Origin of the sequence: Mucilaginibacter sp. PAMB04168 (genome assembly GCF_039634365.2) — a bacterium.
Lineage (GTDB): Bacteria > Bacteroidota > Bacteroidia > Sphingobacteriales > Sphingobacteriaceae > Mucilaginibacter.
Genome location: NZ_CP155079.2, coordinates 4,979,997 through 5,003,574, shown reverse-complemented (window position 1 = coordinate 5,003,574; position 23,578 = coordinate 4,979,997). Strand labels below are relative to the sequence as shown.

Genomic DNA, 23,578 nt, shown 5'->3' with positions numbered 1-23,578 from the left:
CTTTAACCTTTGAAAACACCTGTAACAGTTTAAAACAGGTATTTTATTAAGCTACTACTTTGTCAGAAGTTTTAAACTTACATCTAGATCCGATATTATAAGTAAAGAAGCCTCTCTGCGCAGGACTTTCCGTTAATAACTTGTTCAATTGCGCTACGGCGATTGCCGTGTTTGGCATTTCTTCTGGACGTGACAAATAGTATTCCTTCAGAAATTCTGTAACTGCCGGCTTAGCCAACCAACTTCGCTAATATGGCAGCAGATAGCAACCTTGCGGCCATGGCTTGCAGGCACTTGGCGTAAAGCTGATTTAACAGGGCAGCATCACAATCAGCATAACGAATGATCATTTTTGTAGTTAGGTTCTTGTAAAAAGCGCTTAAATGCCCTGTTAATAATTACTAACTTAACACTTGCTTTAAAAATAGTGTATGTTTTTTTAACGTACGTGCAACGTTGTGAAAAATGCTGCGTCTATTAACTCGAAAGCTAATCACAATTGGAAGCCTTATACATCGACAAGCATTATCAACTGGTGGTTGATTGCAAGCAGGGGAATAAAAAAGCCTGCTATGAATTGTATCGTCTTTATTCGAAGGCCATGTTAAACGTGGCATTCCGGATATTGAATAATATGGACGAGGCTGAAGATGTGCTTCAGGAATCCTTTTTAGATGCCTTTAACAAGGTGAAGGATTTTAGACAGGAAACCACTTTCGGTCTGTGGCTTAAACAAATAGTGGTAAACCGCTCCATTAACCTGTTGCGTAAACGTAAGCTGGAATGGGTGGAGATGGAAAGTGAACAGCTGGAAAATATTGCCGACGATGAGCAATATGATGATGAAGATGTACAATATAAGGTAGCGCAGGTTAAAGAAGCTATTAAACTCTTGCCCGAAGGTTACCGTGTGGTTTTATCATTATACCTGCTGGAGGGATATGACCACGAAGAGATAGGACAAATTTTGAATATTACCGAAAACACCTCAAGAACACAATTTTTGAGAGCTAAAAGGAAACTGAGCGAAGTGTTAAGAATAAAAGGAGTAGCATAATGAGCAAGCGATTAGAAGATTTTATCAGAGCCAACCGCGAAGAGTTTGATGACCTGGAACCACGCGCGGATATATGGAGCCGCATTGAAGAAAACATGGAGGCACCTGTAGTTGAGATGCCAAAGAAGCGTGAAGCCAAAACCTTTTCTTTAGGTTTTGTATTGCGGGTAGCCGCCATTATTATTGTAGTGATGGGTATAGGTTTTAGCTTTTACTTACGCAGTGGCAAAACAGCCGGTGTTGATTTGGCGGCCATAAATCCAGAGTATGCTAAACAGCAGGTACAATATACCTCGCTTATTGAAACCAAGCGTACCGAGTTAAAAGAATTAACGAAAGGCGATCCGCAGCTTTACCAGGAGTTTAGCGGCGAGATTGACAAGATGGAAGCATCTTATAAAAGACTAAAGCATGATTTAGTTACCAGCCCTAACCAGGAGCGTGTTTTACGTGCAATGATCCGGAACTTGCAAATACAAGCCGAGGTGCTCAATCAGCAATTAGAAGTAATAGAACAGTTTAAAGGAAGTAAAAACGAACCCAACAATGAAATCAAAAATATTTAACGCCAAACTGCTTTTGTTATGCGGCTTATTCGCTGTTGCTCAGGGTAGCTTTGCACAAAAAAATAAAGCCGAAGACGAGAAAGAATTTGATAAAAAGATGGAAAAATTGCAGGAGCAAATGCGCGATCTGCAAAAGGAAATCAGCAAAATGCAGGTACAAAAGCTGAAAGAAAAATCAGTTGAACTGCAAAAGCTGTCTAAAGAATTAAGCAGCCAGGCTTTGGTATATACCAATGAGCTTAATGTAAGCGGCCTGAGCAAAGGGCTGGGCGTAATAGTGTCACCAAACATTGGCATTTCTCCAAAAACATTTCGTACACCCGACCTGTCAAGGGCGTCAACAAGTACTTTTAATTACAACTTTAACTTTGATGATAAGACATTAAAGGAGAAAGTGCAAAGCGGTGAGCTGAAGGAAAAGAGCAAAGCTTACAGCAAAAGCTATTCGGTTGATGCTAATGACAAGCTGGAAATTAACAACACCTACGGTAAGGTAACGGTTAACACCTGGACCAAGAACGAAATAAAGGTTGATGTGCAGATGAAGGCTTATGCCAATGAGGAAGAGGACGCGCAAAAAATGCTGGATAAGATTACGATCAGCGATAGCAAAGAAAACTCGGTAGTGTCATTTAAAACCACCATTGAGCGCAATACAACCGGCAACCACACCTTTGTTATTGGCACCTGGTTTAATGGCGGCAAAAGCCATACCAGCAAGCTGGAGGTAAATTATGTGGTTTACATGCCTGCTAAAAGCCAGCTCGATCTTACCAATAAGTTTGGCGGCGTTATGCTGCCCGATTTATCAGGCCGGGTGAATTTAAAGTTATCTTATGGCACATTGGTGTCTCAGCAATTAACCCACCCCGAAAACGATATTAAGGTAAGCTTTGGAGATGCTAAAATTGCCTCTATGTACAGTGGAGATGTAAACGTAAGTTATGGAAAACTGATTTTAGGAACTGCCGACAAGCTGAGAGCCAAGATAAGTTTCGGTTCGATGAACGTAGATAAACTGAAGTCTTCGGGCGATATCTCGGCACGTTATGGCGACGGTGTTACTGTAACAACGGTAGACAAAAACTGTAAAAACATTAATGTAGATGCGCAATTTACTAAAGTGAACTTAGGCGTTAAAGACAGCTACGACTTTGATGTAACCACCCGCTTTGGTAGCTTCGATTATAACGATAGTGCTGTTAAAGTAATTAGCCGCACCCCTGCAGACAATGACCGTCATTTTACCTCAACCCGTACCTTTAAAGGCCAGGTAAATAAAGGAAATTCAGATAGGGTGATCACCATTAAATCGAGCTACGCCAGCGTTAAATTCGACTAAGATTAAGTGATTTTGATATATTTTTGAAAACCCTTGTCGATTGCGGCAAGGGTTTTGTTACTTTTAGCCCGTAACAAATCTACTTTTAAGCAATGGAACTACTAACGGATGCCGAAGCCTGGGTATCGCTGGCTACGCTAACTCTGCTCGAGATTGTACTCGGTATTGATAACATCATTTTTATTTCAATACAAGCCGGTAAGCTGCCAGTGGCCGAACAAGGTAAAGCACGTAAGTTAGGACTGGCCGGAGCCATGATTACCCGTGTTTTGCTCCTGTTATCTATTAGCTGGATAATGAAGCTTACAAATCCATTCATTAATCTGGCCTCTTTAGTGAACATTACCAATGCAGAGTGGGTGGAGCGTTTGTCGCTTTCAGGCCGGGATTTAATCCTGCTGGTGGGCGGTTTATTTCTGATTTATAAAAGCAGTCATGAAATACACGAGAATATAGACCATGATGAGCAAGGCGAGGAAGATACCAAGCCGCATTCATTCTGGGGTGCTATAGTGCAAATAATGCTTTTGGATATTGTTTTCTCGCTTGATTCGGTTATTACCGCCGTGGGTTTGGCCGATCATGTGGAGGTGATGATTGCCGCCGTAGTTGTTTCGGTAGGTATTATGATGTGGGCTGCAGGGCCTATAGCCACCTTTGTGAACAACCGGCCTACTGTCAAAATGCTGGCGCTGTCGTTCCTGTTATTGATAGGCGTATCGCTGCTTGCAGAAGCATTTGATCAGGAAATACCTAAAGGGTATATTTATTTCTCAATGGCCTTTGCTATTCTGGTGGAGTTACTTAACCTGAAAGCTAAATCTAAAAGAGAAAAGAAGGCCGTTACCATTAATAGGCCAAGGTAAAGGAGGCTGGGTTTGTTTCACTCCCTTTATATTAAATAAGAAATTAGAGCTGCTAACTATGCCTCCTCGGAGAGGTATAGTTAGCAGCTTTAAAAATTTATATCTGGCCAATCTCAGTTTAGTTTGTATAAATCATAACTAAATAACCCGGCACAGCAAACCCTTCAAATATTCACCCTCCGGAAACGATGCCCGTACCGGGTGGTCTTCGGGTTGGCAGAACTGGTTAATGAACTGTACCTGCTTGCCGGCATCCAGTGCGGCCCAGGCCAGTACCTGTTTAAACGTATCAATATCCATAGCCCCCGAACAGGAGAAGGTAGCCAGTAAGCCGCCCTTATTCAGCAGTAGCATAGCTATGCGGTTCAGGTCTTTATAAGCTCGTGAGGCACGGTCAAGCGCCGAGCGTGATGGGGCATATTTGGGTGGGTCGAGCACGATCACATCAAACATTTCGCCATCCTCTTTAAAGCGCCGCAGTTGTTTGTTAACATCCGATTGTACGGCTGCGTGCCTGGCGGCATCAAGGCCGTTCAATTCAATATTCTTTCTCAACGTCTCAATAGCCAGTGCGGAGCTATCAACACTGGTTACAAAGGCAGCGCCTTGTTTGAGGCTGTTCAACGTAAAACCGCCTGTATAGCTAAAGCAATCCAGTACCTTCTTGCCTGCTGCATGGCTGGCTAGTATATGGCGGTTATCGCGCTGATCGCAGTAAAAGCCAGACTTTTGGCCTTCGGCAATATTAATAACGTATGTAATATCGTTCTCTTTAACCTCTACCAGCTCGGGCGGCGGGCTGCCGGCCAACACCTCATTGGTAGTGGCTAATCCCTCGTGCGCACGTGAAGTGGCATCACTTTTATCGTATATGCCTTTAGGCTGTAGCAGGCGCTGCAGCTCATCAATTATTACAGAAAGGTTGTTTTGAATACCTGAGGTAAGTATTTGTAACGATAAGTAATCGGCATACTTGTCCACAATTAGTCCGGGCAGGTAATCGGCTTCGCTGAAAATGAGGCGGCAGGTATCGGTTTTGCCCGATTGTAATACATAGTTACGGCTTTCAACAGCAATAGCCACTTTTCTACGAAACCAGTTCTCATCAATCGGCGTATTCTCGTCCCATTCCAAAAGGCGCAATGCCACGCGCGATTGGTCGTTATAAAATCCGTAAGCCATAAAGCGGCCTTGCGCATCTATTAGTTTCACTACATCGCCGTTGGCAGGCTTGCCCTTTACCCGCTCAATGGCACCCGAAAATACCCAGGGATGGCGCTGCAGTACCGCTTTTTCTTTACCTTTCTTCAGTATCACCTCAAACATGCTGGCAAAGATACACAGCCGGGCTTAAATGATTTCAACACAAGGTCTTTTTTGTTAGAGAGGTATACAGTAAATTGTCTGTTTTTAGCTTAAAGCTATGCTAAGAGTAAAGCGACAGCTGTGCGGCAGTCTGGGCCGTTAAACTGGCCGGCCGGCTCTGTAAGGTGAAATTCAAAGCGGCCCGCCCAGTGTTCGCATTCACCAGCACGATGCATTTTAAACTGGATGCCTTGCCCGGCAGCCTAATTATGCAACAAGGAATAGGTGTGGGCTATACCTTTTGGGTAACCACAATGAACCAGAGTTGCAAAAGTTCCATCAGGAATTGTTCCGGCGATGATATACCCGTTGCCGGGCGCAGGTTCACTGATTGGGAAGCCAACTTCGAGGCTATAGCTTTTGTCTATGTTATTTACCCTTAAATATCGATAAAATAAGGGGCCGGTTACCGGCGTACGCTGGCAAGTAAGCCATTCTGTTAGCTCACTTGCCAGTATATCTAATTTGTGCCACTCGTTTAAGGTGAGTTGCACAGGTATAGCCACGTAAGGTTGGGCGCAGCCAGTATGTAATATAGGCTGCTTGGTGTTTTGCTCTAGAGCAACCATATATAGTACTATTTATACAAACGATGTATCGAAGCCTGCCGTTGACTGGTTGCCTGGCAGGCTGTTGTTGGTTTTTTTTAAGATGTCGGCTTTTAGCTTTTTATGGTAATAGATGTAGGCGCCTGCTGCCAGTGCAATCAGCACAAACATAGGTGCCCAGTCTTTTGCCGGTTTGCCGGATGCGGCAACGGAATAAATGGCGCCAAGCAAATCATAAGTTAAGCCGGCGTAAGCCCATTCCTTTACACGCGGATAGCCAGGTACCAGTATGGCTATTACGCCTAACACCTTTGCTACACCTACAAAAGGAAGCAGGTATGCCGGCAGTTGTATTTCGGCAAAGCCTTGCTTAGCCAAATCCATCATTAATACATCGGGTATGGCTGAGCCCAGCATTACAAAAGTGAACAAGCCGGTTAATATCCAGTAAATAATTGTGATCTTCTTCATATCATTAGGAGTTAAATTGCAATAAGGTTTATTTAATTTAAGTATTAATTCCTATAGGTAAAAGCTATTGGTTGGCATTGTGAAACAGCATCCAATTAAAGCCGTACCTATCTACTAATGAGCCAAACGTATCACCCCAAAACTCAAGCTTGGGCTGGCTAATTACTTTACCACCTGCACAAAGCCTGGCAAACAGATCATTCAACTCCTCTACACTATTACATGATATAGCCAGACTTACATCCTTGCCTTTTATAATAGGCTGGCCCATGCAGTTGTCGGACGCCATTAAGATAACATTCTCGTTCTTAATGCTGGCATGCATTATAAAGTTACTCATATGTGGCGGCATGTGGCTGGCGGCCGGTGTATCGCCAACAGACTGCATAAACAGTTCTCCACCAAAGCACTCATGGTAAAAGGTCATAGCCTCGCGGCAGTTGTCTTCAAAAAAAAGGTAAGCATCAATACGTTTCATGTGTTTTAAATTTAGTGTTAATAATCTTGTAAATCGGTTTTATACTTGGTATTTAAATAGCGTTACACCATTGCTAAATGCATGCATTTTAATGAGCTTGAGACGTTGCCTTCGTTGCAGGTTAATGAATAAAGGCACGCCCTCTTGCAATATTACAGGCGCTACCCAAAGCCAGTATTCATCAACCAGGTCAGCTTCAATTAAGGCATGCGCCATGTTTATACCACCCCATGATATAATATCTTTACCCGCTTGGTGCTTCAGGTACATTACCTCGTCAACCAGCCGGCCTTTAGCCAGTTTAGATTGCGGTTTGCTCAGCTCTTGCATTGTGTAGGAAAACACAATTTTAGGCAAACCGCAAATTAAGTGGGCATAGCTCCTGTCTCTGTCAGACGTTAAAGGGCTTACCGCCACCTGCGACCAATATCTCACCATGGCCTCGTAAGTAACCCTGCCTACTATAATGGCACCCATTAATTGCAAGTGGCGATTACTTTCCAGGGCCATTTCATCACTCCAGTGTGCATAGTGCCAGTCCAGTTCACCGTGGGGGCCGGCCATCAGGCCATCCATCGTGATGTTTATGGAGAGTACTAATTTGCGCATGCTTGTAACAGTTAGCCAGTGCATTAGCTAACCAACAAAACAAAGTTATAGGTAACAGGTGGTTGCTGTAGGTGTAAATTACGGCAATTTAAGGGGTTGATTGCGACAATACTTTCACTTAGATTTGATAGCATGAAGCACATTTCAATCTTAGTACCTAAAGGAGCTATTCTGGGAAGCCTGGAAGGCTCAAGACAATTACTCACGCAAGTGAATCATTTTTTTGCCGCCAAAGGGCTGGCCCCTGTATTTAAGGTTGAGCTGGTGGGGCTAGATAAAGCTACGCCCATTACAGGTGGCTTATTTACGGTGAATACCAATGTGGTGCTTGATGATGTGAAAAAAACAGATCTCATTATTATCCCAGCTTTAGATGGTGAGATTACCCGTGCTGTAGAAAATAATAAAGAATTTATCCCCTGGATTATTAAGCAGTATCAAAACGGCGCCGAAGTGGCCAGTTTGTGCATGGGCGCATTTTTGCTGGCTTCAACCGGCTTGCTTACGGGCAAAAAATGTGCGACCCACTGGATGGCTGCAAATGATTTTAAACGCATGTTCCCGGATGTGGAGCTGGTAACCGAAAAGATCATCACCGACGAGCAGGGCATTTATTCAAGCGGAGGGGCGTTTTCTTATCTAAATCTTATTTTATACCTGATTGAGAAGTATGCCGGCCGCGAAATGGCCGTGCTGAGTTCAAAAGTGTTTGCTATTGAAATGGAACGCAGCAGCCAATCGCCGTTTATCATCTTTCAGGGGCAGAAAGATCATGCCGATGATCCGATCAAAAAAGCGCAGGAATTTATTGAGAACAACTACCAGGAAAAAATTACGGTAGAGCAATTAGCTTCCATGTTTGCCTTAGGCCGGCGTAATTTGGAACGGCGCTTTAAAAAGGCTACTGCCAATACTGTGATAGAGTATATACAGCGTGTAAAAATAGAAGCCGCCAAAATGAGTTTAGAAAACACGCGCGAGAACGTGAATGAAGTAATGTATAATGTAGGTTATACCGATACCAAAGCCTTCCGGACTACCTTTAAACGCATTACCGGCTTATCACCTATTGAGTACCGTAACAAGTACCAGCGCGAGGTAGCGGCGTAGCATCAATTCTACAGACTAATAAACAAAAGCTTTCATCCCAAACGTAGTGAGGAATGAAAGCTTTTGTTGTTTTATTGCCTTTGCTTAGCTAAGTAACAGCCAACAGTAGCAACTCACTATATCGTTGGAGAACCACCCGTTACCTGGATGGTGGAACCTGTCATATAGCTCGAATCTTCTGAGGCGAGTAACACATAGGCCGGGGCCAGTTCTACCGGCTGACCAGCGCGGCCCAGCGGCACATCCTGCCCAAATGATTTAACTTCATCAGGGCTCATGGTTGATGGGATGAGCGGCGTCCAGATGGGGCCTGGTGCTACACAGTTTACGCGGATGCCCTTTTCGGCCCATAATTGTGCCATGTTAGCCGTAAAGTTTTGAATAGCGCCCTTAGTAGAGGCGTAAGCAATAAGGGTAGGCCTTGGCTTATAAGCATTAACCGATGTGGTATTGATGACCGTGCTACCGGGTTTCATATGTTCCTCAGCCATTTTGCACAAGTAAAACATAGGGTAAATGTTGGTTTTAAACGTACGGTCCCACTCCTCGCTTGATACTTCCTGCAATGATTCTCTCGACATTTGGAACGCAGCATTGTTCACCAAAATATCTATCTGGCCAAACTCGGCAACAGCCGTGTCGATAATTTTTTTGCATTGCGCTTCTTCACTAATATCGCCGGGCACCAGCACCGCTTTTCTGCCTGCTTCTTCTATATATTTTGCAGTATCCTGCGCGTCTTTATCTTCGTTTAAGTAAGCTATGAGCACATCAGCGCCTTCGCGGGCGAATGCAATGGCTACAGCCCGGCCAATTCCCGAGTCGCCGCCGGTAATAATGGCTTTACGGCCTTGCAGCTTGCCTGTACCTTTATAAGAGGTCTCGCCATGATCAACTTTGGGTTGCATTTCGTCCAGCGTTCCGGGTACATTCTGTTCCTGTTCCGGAAAAGGCTCACTGGTATACTTTTTCTGAGGGTCTTGATTGCTTGTGTTTTCCATAATAGATAATGTTTTATACACTGTTTTGCTATATGGATTTAACACCGGGCAGGCAAATAGTTTTCGCAAAAAGAAAATAAGGTGTTGGCCTCGTTGAAATAAAAAGCCAGACTTACATAAAGTCCGGCTCCAAATTGATATACGATATTGCTTTCTACTGGAGCTGTTTTACTTGAATATTAAAGTCTACACCAGCCACTGCCATTTTTTTCCATTCGGCGCCTTCATTACGGTAGGTGCCGCCGTTAAATAAACCAATAAAAAAATGAGGCTCTGAGCCTTTGTGAGTAGTTAGCCACTCAATGGCTACCAATATGGCACCTTTTGCTCTAATATTGTAGGGTGCAAGGTCAACATTTATCCTGTTATTACCGTGTGGTATATAGGCAATGATGTCTTGTTTTATGAGGTTGTCACCGGGTGCATTGCTGCTAAAATCATAAACGTTAACTTTGAAACCCAAGCTGTCGCGGTTATCGTTTTGGGAGCCGAAATTAAGGTTAAGCAGTTGTACAGGTTTGTTGCCTGCGTTCATTTTGACGCCAATCTGTTGGCCTTTTGCCACCGCAAAGGTTGCATTGCTGGATCCGGTTCGTGGCTTATTTCCTATAGTTTTGATTTTATCCTGACCTTGTGCTGCAAAGGCAGTAAGCAGCGTAAATGCGGTAAGCAAAACTGTTGTTTTAAGAGATGTTAGGTTAAGTTTCATGCGATGTTAATAGATATTTACACCAGCAAGACGAAGCTTAGAGCGTAATAGTTGCAGCAGCTTTAAAATTATGCCATTAACGCACCAGCCTTCTAATATAAATTAAGCCTACCGTTAGAGCTGCTGCAATCTGCAACGGATCGGCGTTGGGCAAGCTAATGGCAATTAGATGTGAGATAAGTTTCATGGCCTTTTGTATAAATGTTATAATACAAAGGTGCCATAACTGACAGCCCTAAACTATGACAGATATCAAAAAGTGCGGTTGATATTTGTCAAGGCATCCGGCGTTTCAACAGGAGTATAATGCAGTATTTGTACCCGCAACGCTTTAAGACCCGATATGCTTTGCAGATCTTCTATCTCTATATCCTCAATATGCTCGGCCAGTATGCCTTTAGCCTGCAATTGCCTGATGTGATCGCGGTATTCTTTTTCCTCAGTATCGCTGGCATAAACAATGGCAATTTTGCCTGCCTGTGTAATGCGTTCGCGGGTGCCTTTGATGTAAGCTTTATCAATCCGTTTTTTTACGATTTCGAAACGGGCATTGTAGGTGCCGTCTACATCAAAACGTTTTTCATCCATCCTAAAACGGATGGATAAGGTGGTGCTATAAGCTAAAATGAGCGTGGTTACATCAAGCTGGTAAGGGAGCGAGTCTTTGTACTGATGATGAGCACGCTCCATTTCGCATAAGGTCTGCAGCTGCCAAAAGCGTAGGTTATGGAAGTGTGCCGGTAAAAATGCCCTGTTAGGCGTAATGGATGCACCAATGTACAGGTTATGTTCAACACCATCCGTTTTAAAGCGCTCGTAATAGTGCGGAAAAATTTGTTGGGCTGCCACTTGCATTTCATCCAACATGGTAGCCATTTTTTGATTAATGGTTGATACCGTATCATCATATTTGCGGCGATAAGTATAGTAACTGCCTTTGCTCTTATCCAGTTGTTTAAAGTAATCCTCAATTTCGGCTTTAAACTGCTCGTTATCTAAAAAACGTTGCAGCAGGGGATGAACCTTTCCTTCAATAAAGTTTTGGATATGCTGCTCCACATCTGCCCGGATAAGGGCAGATAGATCAGCGGTAAGCAGTTTGTACTCCTGTAGCTTTTGCAGGTAGGCAGCTGCTTTCTTTTCAACGCTGTATAGCTGCTTCACAATACTGATTACAGCTTCAAGCTGGTTGTTCAGATCCTTTTGTGTGCTGCGGTTCCGCAAGTCGGAAGAGCCTTTGATGTCGATTTGCCCGTAAAGCGGATAAACGTTTTCGAACACTACTTCGCGCAGTTCATAATCGCGGTGATTGTCGCGCCGTTCAATATATTTTTGTGCCTCCTTGCGGAATTTCCATTGTACGCTCGGGTGCAGGGTGGTGTACTCGTTTTGTATTACAGCCTGTATACGGTTTTGCCTGAAAGATATTTGTCTGTCTATGGTATTTACCAAAAACGGCATCACCACTTCCAGTTTGTGGGCGTTCACACTATTCAGTTCGCCCGGCCGGTGCGAGGCCAGTTCCAGGATGCCCAGCAACAAGCCATCTTTCATTACCGGCGCCAGGATAAAGCTTTGGATATTTTGTTTCAGGAACTGGTGCGCCAGTTCACTATCCGGATGTTCTAAAAAGAATTTCTTGCTGTTAGATATGGCAAAAAACTCGCTTTTGCCCATAATGGCTTTGTATGATTTTGGTCCCAGTATGTCTGTGCAAATCGCCTCCAGGCTGTCATTCAGCATGTAGCTTTTTATTTTGCGCATGTTGGCAATGCTGCTAAACTTATTTTCTTCAGGGTCAAAAGCAGTAAAACCCACGTTAAGATCAGGGATCTTATAAATGGAACGGAAGATGGACTCAAAATCCTGCTCTACGTTCACATCGTTCAGGGTGGTTAACAGTGTGCCTTTCAGTACCGATACAGCGTTTTCAATAGTAGCATCGAACATGCTGAGTATGGCAAAACCTTTCAGAATATAACTTCCCGGCGGGAACATTTCCATCCACAAGCTAAGATCATCATAATTATTGATGAGCGTATCAATCTCTTGCGCTGTCAGCTTACGTGATTTTTCGGTAGGAATGATATCTAAAAAATCGGCATTGTACAAAATGCGGTAATGTTTTATAATGCCCTCAGCGGTAGGAATATCGTAAAACATCGGCTTGCCGAAGTCAAGGTGTGTATTATAAAGTTCGTTTAGGATAAGGCAGCAGCTCATCACATAGAACTGGTGCTCATCAAAATCGCGGATAGTAACATCGAACTGGTCACCGGCGCCTTTCATTATATTCTTTAACCGTTGCGTACGGTTAAACAGTAAGCTATGAAAGGGTATAGTTACGGCCTTAATCTCATTGTTGGTTAAAGCCGGCGGAAACAAATCGGCCAGCAGATTCCTGATTACAGGTAAATCTTTTTGGAGCTGCTTATCATCATTAATGCCGTCCCTCAGCTCAGGGTAGGGTTCAATTTCTTTGAGCAGGGCTTGGGCTCGCTCGGAAGCATAACCGCTTTCTTCGTTCGCAACTTTTTCCAGGTGCTCAATAAGCAGGTGAAAAGAGATGCAAAGCTGAAAAGGATTATTTTCGAATTGCTCGATGCCCATATATCTTAATGATAAGTTGAGCAAAATTAATCAAAATAAAAGCACGGCGTTAGTTAGCCACCCCATATAGCGGCAAAACACCCCGAAAGTTTACTTATATTTAACAACAGTACTACTTACAGCCTGAAGTTTAGAGAAATGTAGGGATACCAACCCTCCTTAGAGTGCCCGGCCAGTAACTGAAATATGGTTAAGGAGGCAGGCGAAAAGTACAGCCCGCCGCCGGTACCAGTGTGCCATTGATCAGAGCTTTCACCTTTTACCCAAACGCGGCCTGCGTCATAAAAGCCTGTAATACCTAGTTGGCCCGGGAGTACATAACTGGCAATATCAAACAATTTAGCACGTGCCTGCAGATTATTGTACACCATGTGATCGCCCGCAAAACGGTTTTGCAGATAGCCCAACAAGTTGCCTTGCCCGCCTAAAAACATGGATTGGTAAAAGGCAGGTTTGCCAATACTTACACCACCACCCACACGGTTTGATACGACAATGGAACCGCTGGCGTTTAGTTTCTGATAATAAGTAAACTCGGGCTTAATCTGGATGAAAGATCTGCTATATTCGTTTAGCCCGGTATAGCCTTGCAGCGTTACGTTAAGGTAATAGCCCTTACTAGGTAGCAGGTTATTATTGCGTTGGTTGCTGTTAAAGTTTACCAATAAACCTACATGTGCTTTGTCTTTATTAACAGTAGCGCTGTCATACGAGTTAATAAGGCGGCTGTTACTGATAAAACGACCCGTGTTATCGCTTAAATCCAAATGGAAAAATTGAATTGACGGACCTGCACTAATGGTGGTTCCCTCGCCGGTATGCCAGCGCAGGGCCGGATCAATCTGGTAGGTGTCATAACGCGTGCGATAATAACGCCGGTAGCCATCAAATTTGTTTAGAACGGTTTGGTTACCACGGCCAAAAAAGTTAAGCGTATTATCTGGTGCCTGGGCAAAGGCATTTAGGGTAAAATCGGCCTTGCCAAAGGCATCAATCCATTCACCGTTATAGCGTATACGGAAAGCTTCTGTTGCAAAAGAGTGTGTAATCAGTAATTGCTGCACACTGGCATAAGGTAGTTTACGAAAGCCTTCGCGGCGGGTATGCTTAAAGCCCAGCCCTAATAAAAAACCATCATCTGCATTAATAGCTGCGGTTGCCAGCGGCATCCATACGTTGTATGGATTGTTTTGAACAAAGCGGGTGTTTGAAGTATCATTCGATAAGTGGCTGCTTACCCGGCCTGCATTATCGTGTATGGTTACATTGTCTTTTAAACCGTATACCTTCACACTGCCAGCTAATTCCGTCACGTTATAAGTTTTACTTCCGCTGGTGCCAATAATTCGCAGTTTAATGGGCGATGCACTGTTGTTTACCACTACCTCGTCATTACCACCCTCTACATACAGTCTTATCTCACGTGTTATGGCCGGATTGTAAACCATATCCAGCAAAGCAGCATCCTTAACGTTACCGCTTTTGCCTGATTTTAAAATCTGCACCCGCATGCCTTTGTTAGGGGCATCGGTTATATTGATCCGTTCGTTCTTATCTGTGGTACGCAGGTCAACGGTTTCGTTAATGAAGCGGTAGTATCTATCCATAGCCGCAGGAATATTGTTGCGGCGTTGTTTCAGTTTTGCTAACAGTTCATCATGGCGCAGCTTGTACATTTCGGGCGGCAGTCGTTTAAGGCCGGCTTCCAGTACGGCATCTGTCTCGGCTTTTACAAACTCGTTGGCCAGGCGCATCCAGTCTGCGTAGCTAATCTGTCCATCAGGATAGGGCTGTATAAAGCGGGTTTTAAAAAGGGAGTACTGCACCCGGGGAATATCACCACCAAAGTGATCGAGTGTTGGGTTGATCCAAGGCAGGGCTGCCAGGCTTGGGGCTATGCCTTCGCTTAAGTGAAACACCTGGTCGCGGTCTCGCGGTACAGCGTAATACACTTTTTGGTTGCCTTTCTTTTCATACCCCCAGCGCCACTGGTCCTCATGGCGGTCCCAGTCGGCCAGCAGTAAGTCCAGCATACGGGCACGTACAAATTGCTCGGAATTAAAGCGGGTATCATTATCCTCCTTCAGTTCCCGCATCATTTTTATCGTATTGTCTGATTTGCCCGTAGGTTCGCGTTCTTCTAATAATACTACCAAGCCGTTAAAAACTTTGCTATACTCACCTAAAGCAGCATCGGGCGCCATAACACCAATAATTGGGTTGGCATGCGGTACGCCTGCCGCATCGGCCAAGGGCGGCACTACCAGTGCCGAAAATGGGTGCTGACTGCTCAGCGCATCATCAATCCAATCTACCGCAAAAGTGCCTTTAAAATTAGGCGGCAAAATCTTTTCAGGCGTTTTCTCTACGCTGCGTATCACCCATTCCTTGCCTTGCTTATCTACCAGGCGCAATGATTTAGATTGCATGCCACCACCCTCACGTACGGGCTTTAAACCGCCGTAAACTTCAGATACTTTAATAAGCGGCACTTTAACGGGCGTAGCCCACTCTTTACGGTAATTTTCACCAAACAGCCAGCGGTGAATGCCACTCACACTATCGTAAGAAGGGTGTACTTTAATAGTTACGCTGTCACTGAACCGTGCAACTGGCGGCTGGGCAGTACGGCTTTGGGCGAGGCTTAAAGCGGCAATTGCCATTAAAGTGCTTAAAAGAGTGAGTTTGGTGAACATATAGGTAAGGTTGAGTAGGTGTTGTATTATTTATGCATTATCAGTTAACAGGGTATTCTATCCGGCCGTATTTGCCTTCAAAAAAATCGTCATAGGCCTGTGCTATTTCGGTCGGTGTATTCATCACGAACGGGCCTTTGGATACCATAGGCTCTACATAAGGCTCACCGCCAAACAGGATGATGTCGGCCGGTGTGATGCCCGGATTATAAAGTTCAATATTTTCATCACTGCGATCAAAAATAAGCAATTCACTTTTGCCGCTTAAGGTATCATTTATTTTTACCTCATTGGCTGGTATAAAGGCAGCGTACTCAAAATCGGCCTTGGTAGGCATGGCAAAGCCCGATTTTGGATTTAGTTTGACATGATAGATAAATTGCCTGCTGTAAGTTTTTACAGGCGATTGCTCCACACCACATACACCAATAATTACGCGCAAGGTGCCTGCATCATCGGGCAACTGCGTTTCAGGTATGTCTTTTGACTGTACCGCTTTGTATTCGGACGCTTCAGCTTTGTTTTTAGCAGGTAAATTAATCCAAAATTGCATGCCATGAAACAGGCCCCCTTGTTGCTGAAAGGCTGCGCTTCGCTGCTCATCGTGCAAAATGCCGTTACCGGCTTTCATCCACTGTGCACCGCCCGATTCGATAATGCCGTGGTTGCCCCGGCTATCAAAATGCTCTAATGCGCCGCTTAGTAAATAGCTAAAAGTGGCAATTCCCCTGTGCGGGTGGGCAAAAGACCCGTTAGGTGGCAAAGGTATCTCCGGCGCCAATACAGTAGGGTAAATATGATCTAAAAATACAAAAGGGCCAACGCTGCTGAACGAACTGTGCGGTAATAAACGGTTAACCAGTAACTGATCTACCTTAGCATTTTTACCGCCGTATTGTATGGTGATGTTCTTTTTCATTTGTGTTAGTGCAATGAAGTAACCTCACAAAGGTGCGCTACAGCAGCCGGCCGGCGCATGATATATAGCAAAAAACGCAATTGACATTTGTCAACGGTTATAAATAGCGGTAGCATTTTTCAGCAAAAGAGACACTGTACAACTAACCGGGTGTTGTGTTCGTGCTACAAGTAACATCACCCCACTTTTTTATTGACTATACTATGCTTGCGTATGCGACTCAGCGTTTCGGGCGAAATGCCCAGGTAAGAGGCGATCATGTTTTGCGGAAAGCGCTGTAAAAAGCCGGGGTAGGTGTCCTGTAAATGCTGGTAGCGCTCCTCGGCGGTTAAACTGATGGCGGCATGTATGCGGTTTTGGGTAGCAATGTTGCTGCGTTGATCGAGCATGCGTACCATGGCTGCTACGGCCGGTACTTTTGCCTGTAGCTCTTGTATTTGGGGGTTGGTAACCAGTAACAGATCCGAATCTTCAACCGCGTCTATATTAAATTTGGTAGGGGTAAGCATGTTGAAGCTCTCATAATCACCCATCCACCAGTTCTCTACACCAAAGCGTACAATGTGCTCATGTCCTTTCTGGTCTACCGAGTACATGCGCAGGGCACCTTTTATCACAAAGCCAATATATTTACTTATATCGCCTTCCTGTAAATAGTATTGTTTTTTGCGTAGCCGCTTGTGTTTAAAGGCATCCTGAATTAATTGTTGATCCTCTTTGGTAAGCGTCATGGACGAATAGTTTTCAATGTAGTGGAAAAGCGGCTCGAACATGTGAGTGGAATGGTTGGTGATTATATGATGTTGCTAATTTGGTAAAATTATTTACTACTTGTTAAAAGGTTACCTGCAAATGTAAGCCAAATGTAAGGATATTATAATCCAATTGTAATACCAGCACGGCGGTATTGCAAACATAATGGTCTGCAATGCAACTTTGCAGCGTTCAATCTAAACGTTATGCTAACTCCAGATAGAATTGTCGGCCTTGCTGCGGTACTTCTCCGCCTCTGCAGCTCTTGACAAATATCAATAACATTTTCTAACAAATGTTAAGGTGCAGCATCTCAGCATCGAACAACTTTGCATTATCAATACTCGCGTCATGAAATTCTTTACTAATATATTACTTACACTCGTCATCCTCACCGGTGCCTTTAATGCCTTGCATGCGCAAGGCACGGTGGTAAAAGGTATCATTACCGATGCCAAAACTAAAGAGGCGTTACCCTATGTTACGGTAAACTTTGCCGGCAGTACACAAGGTGTACCAACTGATAATAATGGCCACTATACCTTGCGAACCAATGATAAGTTTGACCAGATCAGGGTTACTTATGTGGGTTATAAAACTGTTTTTAAAAATATAGAAGCTGGCAAGGAGCAAACCATTAACATTGCTTTAGCCAGTGACAGCCGCCAGCTAAGTGATGTGGTTGTAAAATCATCTAAAAAGAAAAAGTATACTAATAAAAACAACCCGGCTGTTGAGCTGATATACCAGGTAATTGCCCACAAAAAGCAAAATCAGCTCGAGAGTTATAACTATGCCGAGTACCGCCAGTACGAGCGTATGGTGTTTTCGCTCAGTAACCTGAGCGACCAGTTTAAAAACAAACGCATCTTTAAAAATTACCAGTTTTTGTTTCGCCAGCAGGATTCAACTGCCATTGGCGGTAAAACATTGCTGCCTTTATATATGGAAGAGAAACTTACGGACAACTATTACCGTAAAGTTCCTTTTGCGCAAAAGCAGGTGGTTGAAGCCAATAAACAGGTTAAATATGACGAAACGTTTGTAGATAACCAGGGCCTCACCACCTACTTTAACCGCATGTACCAGGATATAAACATTTATGATAACAATGTATCCTTACTGAGCAACCAACTGTTAAGCCCTATAGCCGACCATTCGCCCAACTATTATAAATTTTTTATTACCGATACTATTAAAGATCATTTGCCCAACCTGATTGAATTGAGCTTTACCCCGCGTAATACCATTAATAAATTATTTGAGGGTAAAATATATATCACAATGGATGGCAACTACGCCGTTCAGAACGCGGTACTTACGGTAAACAAAAATATTGACCTGAACTTTGTACGCCAGATGCAGGCCACGCTTTCGTTCGAAAAAAATGCAGATGGACGTTACCACATGAGCCAAAGCAATTTGAAAATTGAGTTCGGCATCAATAAAAATAAAGGCACTGGTGTTTATGGCGAGCGTTTAGTGACCATTAAAAACTTTGCCATCAACCAGCCACGGCCAAAAGAGGTTTATGATGGCCCGGCGTTGGTTTATGCATCAAAATTTGATGACAAGGACGATCACTATTGGACAAACAGCCGTCCCGACTCGCTGGATGCCGTTGCATCTAACCTGTACAAGAACATTGATAGCCTGCAAACCATACCATCGTTTAAACGCACTATGGATATTGCTACACTGGTTTTAGCTGGCTACAAAAATTTTGGTCCGTTTGAGATGGGGCCGGTTAATACTTTTTATAGCTTTAACCCGGTTGAAGGTTTCCGTGCACGTATAGGCGGCCGCACAACAACCGCGCTGAGCAAACGCTATTATTTTGAAACCTATGGCGCTTATGGCACACGCGATCAAAAGTTTAAATACTTTTTAAGCTCTACCTATTCGCTCAACAATAAATCTATCTACTCATTTCCGCAAAACTACATCCGCGCCAGCTTTCAGCATGATACAAAAGTACCTGGTCAGGAACTGGAGTTTGTACAGGAAAGCAACTTCTTGTTATCCTTTAAACGCGGCGCTAACGATCAGTGGTTATACAACGATATATTAAGGCTGGATTACGTGAAGGAATATCTTAACCACTTCTCGTATGCCATTGGTTTTAAAAAGTGGAATCAAAGCCCTGCCGGTGCATTGGAGTTTCAGAACTTGCTGCCAAATGGCGCTTTAAACAATGTGAACCTTATTCACACCACTGAACTTTCGGCACAGTTACGCTACGCACCGCACGAGAAATTTTATCAGGGTAAACTGTACCGCACACCTATACCTGACAAATACCCGGTTTATACCTTGCGTTACACCCAAGGGTTAAAAGGTTTTTTGGGTGGCGATTATGATTACCAAAATTTGTCGGGTAACATCAGCAAGCGCTTTTACCTGTCGCAGCTGGGCTTTACCGATGTAAGCACCGAAGGTGGCTACCTGTTTGGCAAAGTGCCTTTCCCGCTGCTTGATATACACCGTGCAAACCAGAGCTACGCATTTCAGTTCCAATCGTTCAACTTAATGAACTTTCAGGAGTTTGTAAGCGACCACTACGCCAGTATCACTATAGATCATAATTTCAATGGCTTTCTGTTTAACAAAGTGCCACTTTTACGTAAATTAAAGCTGCGCGAAGTAGTGAACTTTAAAAGCTTATGGGGCGGTGTCCGCAGCGAGAACAACCCGGCTCGTGATCCATCGCTGTTGCGTTTTCCAACCAATAACTTAGGGCAGGCTACTACTTATTCGCTTAGCAATGGGCCATATATGGAGGGCAGTATTGGTGTGGGTAACATCTTTAAAGTGCTCCGGTTAGATCTGGTACGCCGTTTCTCTTACCTGGATAATCCTAATGCACCAAAACTGGGTCTGCGTACCTATGTGAAATTCGACTTTTAAAAGTAATTGATTTGCATACGAGAGGCGGTTGACTGAATGTCCAACCGCCTTTTTTGTATGCCATAATGCCACTTGCTGAATATCAAACATTTGTAACGGTTTCACGTTGTAACTTTCATTGAATTATCCCGGGCTTATAAGTAAGGTCTTTTTTAGCTGATGTAGCGCTACCCATAAATAGCATTTTCACTAAGTTATACAACCAGTCTTGCCTTTTTCGTTAATTTAGTCATATAAGATGGAACGTGTTGATATTGACTTTTTAAAAAAAGTAGCTGAGCAGGCAGATGAGGTTTACTTTATCTATGATTACCAGGGCAATCGCTTTGAATTTATAAATAACGCTTTTGAGTACGTTACTAAATTGAGTTGCCAGGAGCTTATCAATAATCCCGCCATGCTGCTCAACATCGTGCATCCCGATGATGTTGACTATGTTAAATCGGAGTATATAGCTGCAGGCAAAAGGCAGTCCAAAGCATTAATCAATTTCAGAATTTTACGGCCCGATAAGGTAGAAAGGTGGATAAGACTAAAGATATATCCGGTGCTGGACGGTAACGACACCGCTTTTGTATTTGGAATAGCCGAAGATGATACGCCAAGAAAAGCCGGCTTTTCAAACATGCAGAAAGTGAACGAATGGAAGGACTCTGTAATGGGGATTTTATCACATGATTTGCGCGGTCCAATTGGCATTATAAGTACACTGGCGTCGGCTATTGGTGCCGAGTTGCCGGCGGAAGATCATACGCAGGTGCATGAGTGGCTTAAAATGATCAGAGACGTTTCGAAGAAGAATTTGGAGATGATTAAGAACCTGCTTAGCACCGAGCCGCTGGATACAACAAAAGTTGTGTTAAGTAAGGAAAGGCTTGATCTGGTGCAGGAAGTTAGGCAGGTAATGGATATCTTCATTCAATCACCAAACAGTCTTTCAACTAAATTTGAATTTACATGCTCGCACGATAAAATTTTTGCTCAAGTAGATCATTCAAAGTTTTTGCAGGTGATCAATAAACTTATGTCAAACGCCATTACGTTAACGCGTGATGATGGGTTAATTAAAGTACATATGGAGCAGCTGGAAAACTCAGTTACCATAACTGTTGAAAATAATGGTAGCGGTATACCTAAAAAGCTGCAACCAGTGTTATTTCATAAGCCTGCCGAGGCTGTTGCCAATGGCGAAGAGCCGGTTGGATTGGACATGTGGGTTGTTAGATCAATTATGGAGTCGCACGGTGGAAGTGTTTGGTTTGAAAGCGATGAAAGAAAGAGCTGTAAGTTTTACGTGGACTTTCCAATAGGGCTTAACTTTTAATTTCATTCTTAACACCTGCCCGGCACGCAATTTTGTACTTACCTTTGATCATTTTTGATTTGTGTTATCGTAGATACATTAGGCTTACGTCTCCAGTTTCCTTATAAAGTGTAGAATTGACGTGTTTTGTACTATACATGACAATTCAACCAGTTACAAATGACATTTAGATTAAACTATCTTTGAGCCGAGTATATACCTTTGCTTAACAGTGTTAAATAATTTAATGCCTTCATAAAATGGCCAGTAAAGACAGGATAATGCGATTAAAAGAAGAAACCAGAAGTAATATTCTGGACGCTGCCCTGTGTATTGGTAAAACTGAAGGCTGGCAGGCATTAAGTATGCGCAAGATTGCCGATATTATTGAATATACTGCTCCTATAATTTACGAATACTTTGCCAATAAAGAGGCCATAATGCTGGAACTTACCAAAAAAGGATACCGCATTTTAGGCCACGATATGCAAGCTGCCCGCGATGCGCACCGCTTGCCCGAAAAGCAGCTTGAAGCTATGTGGCTCACTTACTGGAACTTTGCCTTCGCCGAAAAGGAGCTTTATCAGCTGATGTTTGGTATTGAGGTTAACTGTTGTGTATTTGAGCAAAACGTACCTGAAGTGGAAGCTCCGGCTAATATGATTTTTGAAGTCATTAAACAGTTGATTGGTGAGAACGCTGCCGAGGAAGAGGTTTGTAAACGCTATTACACTTTTTGGTCGGTTGTGCATGGTTTAATATCCATTAATTTGGTGCGCCAAAGCGTACCCGATGGTATAAACGAGCAAGTATTAAAAGAGGCTATCGGCGGAATTATGAGAGCCATTAAGGATTGATTTTTTTTTAGTCCGGTACTTAACAGTGTTAAATAAGTAAACATCATAAAATAGTATGATACACCTTAATCCATGTTTCCCTACGGCTTTCACATAGCTTAACAGTGTTAAATAGTTTAACACTGTTTAATGGGTGATGTTTTGATTGAAGTATTGACATAAATCAACGCCTTTATTTATCAAACATCATTCATCCGTAATCTACAACAACGCAACTTTGACAACAAGCAACAACACAAGAATCCCTATTATCATGAAATCACTAGCAATCCTATTAACACTTACAGCCTTTTTGTACGGTTGTGCAGAAAAGCCGGCACAACAGCAGGCTGCGCCACCACAGCCATTGCCTGTAGCTGTTATACATACCGATACTGCAACCACTTATCAAGAATACCCCGCATCTGTTGAAGGTTCGGTTAATGTTGAGATACGTCCGCAGGTAAGCGGTACTTTAGATCGTGTGTACGCCGATGAGGGCGCTTACGTATCTAAAGGACAGCCCATATTTAAGATTAACGATAGCCCTTACCGCCAGGCATTAAATAACGCTAAAGCCAGCCAGGCCGCAGCCGAAGGTGCATTGGCCAACGCCCGTCTTGAGGTTGAAAAACTGACCCCGCTGGTACAAAATAAAGTAGTATCTGATTATCAGCTTAAGGCTGCCAAAGCTGCTTTACAAGTAGCACAGGCTAATGTAGCCCAGGCCAAAGCGCAGGTAGGCACAGCGCAAATTAACTTAGGTTACACGGTAATTAAAGCACCGGTAAACGGCTACATTGGCCGCCTGTTAAAAAAACAAGGTAGCCTGGTAGCACCGAATGATCCCGAGGCTTTAACCCAGCTATCTGACGTGCATGAGGTACATGTGTACTTCTCCCTTGGTGAAACCGATTTTATCAACTTTAAATCACAATATGCCGGCAGTACCCTGCAAGATAAAATTAAACACCTGCCGCCGGTATCACTTGTAATGTCAGACCAAAGTACTTATACGTTGCCTGGCAGAATTGATATGATTGACGGACAGTTTGACAAAACCACCGGTGCTATCACCGTAAGGGCCAGCTTTCCAAACGCTTCTGGTTTATTGCGCTCTGGCAATACCGGTAGGGTAAGATTAAGCCTGCAACACAACAAGGTAGCCATTGTACCGCAGGATGCTACTATTGAAATGCAAGATAAAGTATTTGTATACGCCGTTGGCGACAGTAACAAAGTAGCTAAACAGCCTATTACTATAGCCGGTAAAAGCGGTAGTAATTACCTGGTTAAGGACGGTATAAAGGAGGGCCAGCAAATTGTGCTGAGCGGTGTTGACCGCCTGCAAGACGGCATGAAAATAAGCCCGCAAAAAGCGCCTGAAAAAGCAGCTGCCATAGCAAAAAACTAAGTTCCCAACGCTAAACAT

The 23,578-nt window shown here is 43.6% G+C and carries 20 protein-coding genes; 9 read left to right on the top strand and 11 right to left on the bottom strand.

Annotated features, from left to right (window positions below; all coding sequences use genetic code 11):
• The first annotated feature begins 499 nt into the window (after positions 1 to 499).
• The 4 genes from ABDD94_RS21000 (at position 500) to ABDD94_RS20985 (ending at position 3,831) form a co-directional block, all read left to right on the top strand.
• Positions 500 to 1,057 carry a sigma-70 family RNA polymerase sigma factor gene (locus ABDD94_RS21000; protein WP_345953877.1) on the top strand — a complete coding sequence of 186 codons (558 nt, stop codon included), beginning with the start codon at positions 500 to 502 and terminating at the stop codon, positions 1,055 to 1,057.
• Entirely contained in the window at positions 1,057 to 1,623 is a 567-nt protein-coding gene (locus ABDD94_RS20995; RefSeq protein WP_345950141.1) for a hypothetical protein, read from the top strand. Before ABDD94_RS21000 ends, ABDD94_RS20995 begins: the two co-directional genes overlap by 1 nt.
• On the top strand, positions 1,604 to 2,965 hold the full coding sequence (locus ABDD94_RS20990; RefSeq protein ID WP_345953876.1) for a hypothetical protein: 1,362 nt from the start codon (positions 1,604 to 1,606) through the stop codon (positions 2,963 to 2,965). The genes ABDD94_RS20995 and ABDD94_RS20990 overlap by 20 nt, the downstream gene beginning before the upstream one ends.
• A gap of 92 nt (positions 2,966 to 3,057) precedes the next feature.
• The gene (locus ABDD94_RS20985; RefSeq protein ID WP_345950143.1) at positions 3,058 to 3,831 is read left to right on the top strand and encodes a TerC family protein; all 774 of its coding nucleotides are present in this window, start codon (positions 3,058 to 3,060) and stop codon (positions 3,829 to 3,831) included.
• Between the two features lie 138 nt (positions 3,832 to 3,969).
• On the opposite strand, the gene ABDD94_RS20980 is transcribed toward ABDD94_RS20985, so the two are convergent.
• The 5 genes from ABDD94_RS20980 to ABDD94_RS20960 all read right to left on the bottom strand — a co-directional run bounded on the left by ABDD94_RS20980 (position 3,970) and on the right by ABDD94_RS20960 (position 7,302).
• Positions 3,970 to 5,157: a class I SAM-dependent rRNA methyltransferase gene (locus tag ABDD94_RS20980; RefSeq protein WP_345953875.1), complete on the bottom strand. Its 1,188-nt coding sequence runs from the start codon at positions 5,155 to 5,157 to the stop codon at positions 3,970 to 3,972.
• 242 nt (positions 5,158 to 5,399) lie between these two features.
• Positions 5,400 to 5,765: a hypothetical protein gene (locus ABDD94_RS20975; RefSeq protein WP_345953874.1), complete on the bottom strand. Its 366-nt coding sequence runs from the start codon at positions 5,763 to 5,765 to the stop codon at positions 5,400 to 5,402.
• Between the two features lie 12 nt (positions 5,766 to 5,777).
• On the bottom strand, positions 5,778 to 6,215 hold the full coding sequence (locus tag ABDD94_RS20970; protein ID WP_345953873.1) for a DoxX family protein: 438 nt from the start codon (positions 6,213 to 6,215) through the stop codon (positions 5,778 to 5,780).
• Between the two features lie 64 nt (positions 6,216 to 6,279).
• Positions 6,280 to 6,693: a VOC family protein gene (locus ABDD94_RS20965; protein WP_345953872.1), complete on the bottom strand. Its 414-nt coding sequence runs from the start codon at positions 6,691 to 6,693 to the stop codon at positions 6,280 to 6,282.
• Between the two features lie 39 nt (positions 6,694 to 6,732).
• Positions 6,733 to 7,302: a dihydrofolate reductase family protein gene (locus tag ABDD94_RS20960; protein WP_345953871.1), complete on the bottom strand. Its 570-nt coding sequence runs from the start codon at positions 7,300 to 7,302 to the stop codon at positions 6,733 to 6,735.
• A gap of 132 nt (positions 7,303 to 7,434) precedes the next feature.
• Between ABDD94_RS20960 and ABDD94_RS20955 the strand changes: the two genes are divergently transcribed.
• Positions 7,435 to 8,412: a helix-turn-helix domain-containing protein gene (locus ABDD94_RS20955; protein ID WP_345953870.1), complete on the top strand. Its 978-nt coding sequence runs from the start codon at positions 7,435 to 7,437 to the stop codon at positions 8,410 to 8,412.
• 116 nt (positions 8,413 to 8,528) lie between these two features.
• On the opposite strand, the gene ABDD94_RS20950 is transcribed toward ABDD94_RS20955, so the two are convergent.
• The 6 genes from ABDD94_RS20950 to ABDD94_RS20925 all read right to left on the bottom strand — a co-directional run bounded on the left by ABDD94_RS20950 (position 8,529) and on the right by ABDD94_RS20925 (position 17,120).
• Positions 8,529 to 9,413, bottom strand: a complete 885-nt coding sequence (locus ABDD94_RS20950; protein WP_345950150.1) for an SDR family oxidoreductase — start codon at positions 9,411 to 9,413, stop codon at positions 8,529 to 8,531.
• Between the two features lie 154 nt (positions 9,414 to 9,567).
• Entirely contained in the window at positions 9,568 to 10,122 is a 555-nt protein-coding gene (locus ABDD94_RS20945; RefSeq protein WP_345953869.1) for a hypothetical protein, read from the bottom strand.
• 252 nt (positions 10,123 to 10,374) lie between these two features.
• The gene (locus tag ABDD94_RS20940) at positions 10,375 to 12,732 is read right to left on the bottom strand and encodes a GAF domain-containing protein (RefSeq protein ID WP_345953868.1); all 2,358 of its coding nucleotides are present in this window, start codon (positions 12,730 to 12,732) and stop codon (positions 10,375 to 10,377) included.
• A gap of 116 nt (positions 12,733 to 12,848) precedes the next feature.
• A complete protein-coding gene (locus ABDD94_RS20935) occupies positions 12,849 to 15,428 on the bottom strand; it encodes a BamA/TamA family outer membrane protein (protein WP_345953867.1) in 2,580 nt (859 codons plus the stop codon).
• Positions 15,429 to 15,468: 40 nt separating this feature from the next.
• Entirely contained in the window at positions 15,469 to 16,347 is an 879-nt protein-coding gene (locus ABDD94_RS20930; protein WP_345953866.1) for a pirin family protein, read from the bottom strand.
• Between the two features lie 176 nt (positions 16,348 to 16,523).
• Positions 16,524 to 17,120 carry a Crp/Fnr family transcriptional regulator gene (locus ABDD94_RS20925; RefSeq protein ID WP_345953865.1) on the bottom strand — a complete coding sequence of 199 codons (597 nt, stop codon included), beginning with the start codon at positions 17,118 to 17,120 and terminating at the stop codon, positions 16,524 to 16,526.
• Positions 17,121 to 17,451: 331 nt separating this feature from the next.
• Here ABDD94_RS20925 and ABDD94_RS20920 point away from each other — a divergent pair, with 331 nt between their 5' ends.
• The 4 genes from ABDD94_RS20920 to ABDD94_RS20905 all read left to right on the top strand — a co-directional run bounded on the left by ABDD94_RS20920 (position 17,452) and on the right by ABDD94_RS20905 (position 23,560).
• Positions 17,452 to 20,007, top strand: a complete 2,556-nt coding sequence (locus tag ABDD94_RS20920; protein ID WP_345950156.1) for a DUF5686 family protein — start codon at positions 17,452 to 17,454, stop codon at positions 20,005 to 20,007.
• A 238-nt stretch (positions 20,008 to 20,245) separates the two neighbouring features.
• Positions 20,246 to 21,331, top strand: a complete 1,086-nt coding sequence (locus tag ABDD94_RS20915) for a PAS domain-containing sensor histidine kinase (RefSeq protein ID WP_345953864.1) — start codon at positions 20,246 to 20,248, stop codon at positions 21,329 to 21,331.
• Between the two features lie 239 nt (positions 21,332 to 21,570).
• Positions 21,571 to 22,167, top strand: a complete 597-nt coding sequence (locus ABDD94_RS20910) for a TetR/AcrR family transcriptional regulator (RefSeq protein WP_352432880.1) — start codon at positions 21,571 to 21,573, stop codon at positions 22,165 to 22,167.
• Between the two features lie 253 nt (positions 22,168 to 22,420).
• Positions 22,421 to 23,560 carry an efflux RND transporter periplasmic adaptor subunit gene (locus ABDD94_RS20905; protein WP_345953862.1) on the top strand — a complete coding sequence of 380 codons (1,140 nt, stop codon included), beginning with the start codon at positions 22,421 to 22,423 and terminating at the stop codon, positions 23,558 to 23,560.
• Positions 23,561 to 23,578 lie beyond the last annotated feature (18 nt).

Coding starts and splice junctions, on each gene's coding strand:
- ABDD94_RS20945 (WP_345953869.1), bottom strand. CDS start 10,122: ATGAAACTTAACCTAACATCTCTTAAAACAACAGTTTTGCTTACCGCA.
- ABDD94_RS20925 (WP_345953865.1), bottom strand. CDS start 17,120: ATGTTCGAGCCGCTTTTCCACTACATTGAAAACTATTCGTCCATGACG.
- ABDD94_RS20915 (WP_345953864.1), top strand. CDS start 20,246: ATGGAACGTGTTGATATTGACTTTTTAAAAAAAGTAGCTGAGCAGGCA.
- ABDD94_RS20965 (WP_345953872.1), bottom strand. CDS start 6,693: ATGAAACGTATTGATGCTTACCTTTTTTTTGAAGACAACTGCCGCGAG.
- ABDD94_RS20960 (WP_345953871.1), bottom strand. CDS start 7,302: ATGCGCAAATTAGTACTCTCCATAAACATCACGATGGATGGCCTGATG.
- ABDD94_RS20955 (WP_345953870.1), top strand. CDS start 7,435: ATGAAGCACATTTCAATCTTAGTACCTAAAGGAGCTATTCTGGGAAGC.
- ABDD94_RS20970 (WP_345953873.1), bottom strand. CDS start 6,215: ATGAAGAAGATCACAATTATTTACTGGATATTAACCGGCTTGTTCACT.
- ABDD94_RS20975 (WP_345953874.1), bottom strand. CDS start 5,765: ATGGTTGCTCTAGAGCAAAACACCAAGCAGCCTATATTACATACTGGC.
- ABDD94_RS20995 (WP_345950141.1), top strand. CDS start 1,057: ATGAGCAAGCGATTAGAAGATTTTATCAGAGCCAACCGCGAAGAGTTT.
- ABDD94_RS20910 (WP_352432880.1), top strand. CDS start 21,571: ATGGCCAGTAAAGACAGGATAATGCGATTAAAAGAAGAAACCAGAAGT.
- ABDD94_RS20940 (WP_345953868.1), bottom strand. CDS start 12,732: ATGGGCATCGAGCAATTCGAAAATAATCCTTTTCAGCTTTGCATCTCT.
- ABDD94_RS20920 (WP_345950156.1), top strand. CDS start 17,452: ATGAAATTCTTTACTAATATATTACTTACACTCGTCATCCTCACCGGT.
- ABDD94_RS20990 (WP_345953876.1), top strand. CDS start 1,604: ATGAAATCAAAAATATTTAACGCCAAACTGCTTTTGTTATGCGGCTTA.
- ABDD94_RS20985 (WP_345950143.1), top strand. CDS start 3,058: ATGGAACTACTAACGGATGCCGAAGCCTGGGTATCGCTGGCTACGCTA.
- ABDD94_RS20935 (WP_345953867.1), bottom strand. CDS start 15,428: ATGTTCACCAAACTCACTCTTTTAAGCACTTTAATGGCAATTGCCGCT.
- ABDD94_RS20950 (WP_345950150.1), bottom strand. CDS start 9,413: ATGGAAAACACAAGCAATCAAGACCCTCAGAAAAAGTATACCAGTGAG.
- ABDD94_RS20980 (WP_345953875.1), bottom strand. CDS start 5,157: ATGTTTGAGGTGATACTGAAGAAAGGTAAAGAAAAAGCGGTACTGCAG.
- ABDD94_RS20930 (WP_345953866.1), bottom strand. CDS start 16,347: ATGAAAAAGAACATCACCATACAATACGGCGGTAAAAATGCTAAGGTA.
- ABDD94_RS20905 (WP_345953862.1), top strand. CDS start 22,421: ATGAAATCACTAGCAATCCTATTAACACTTACAGCCTTTTTGTACGGT.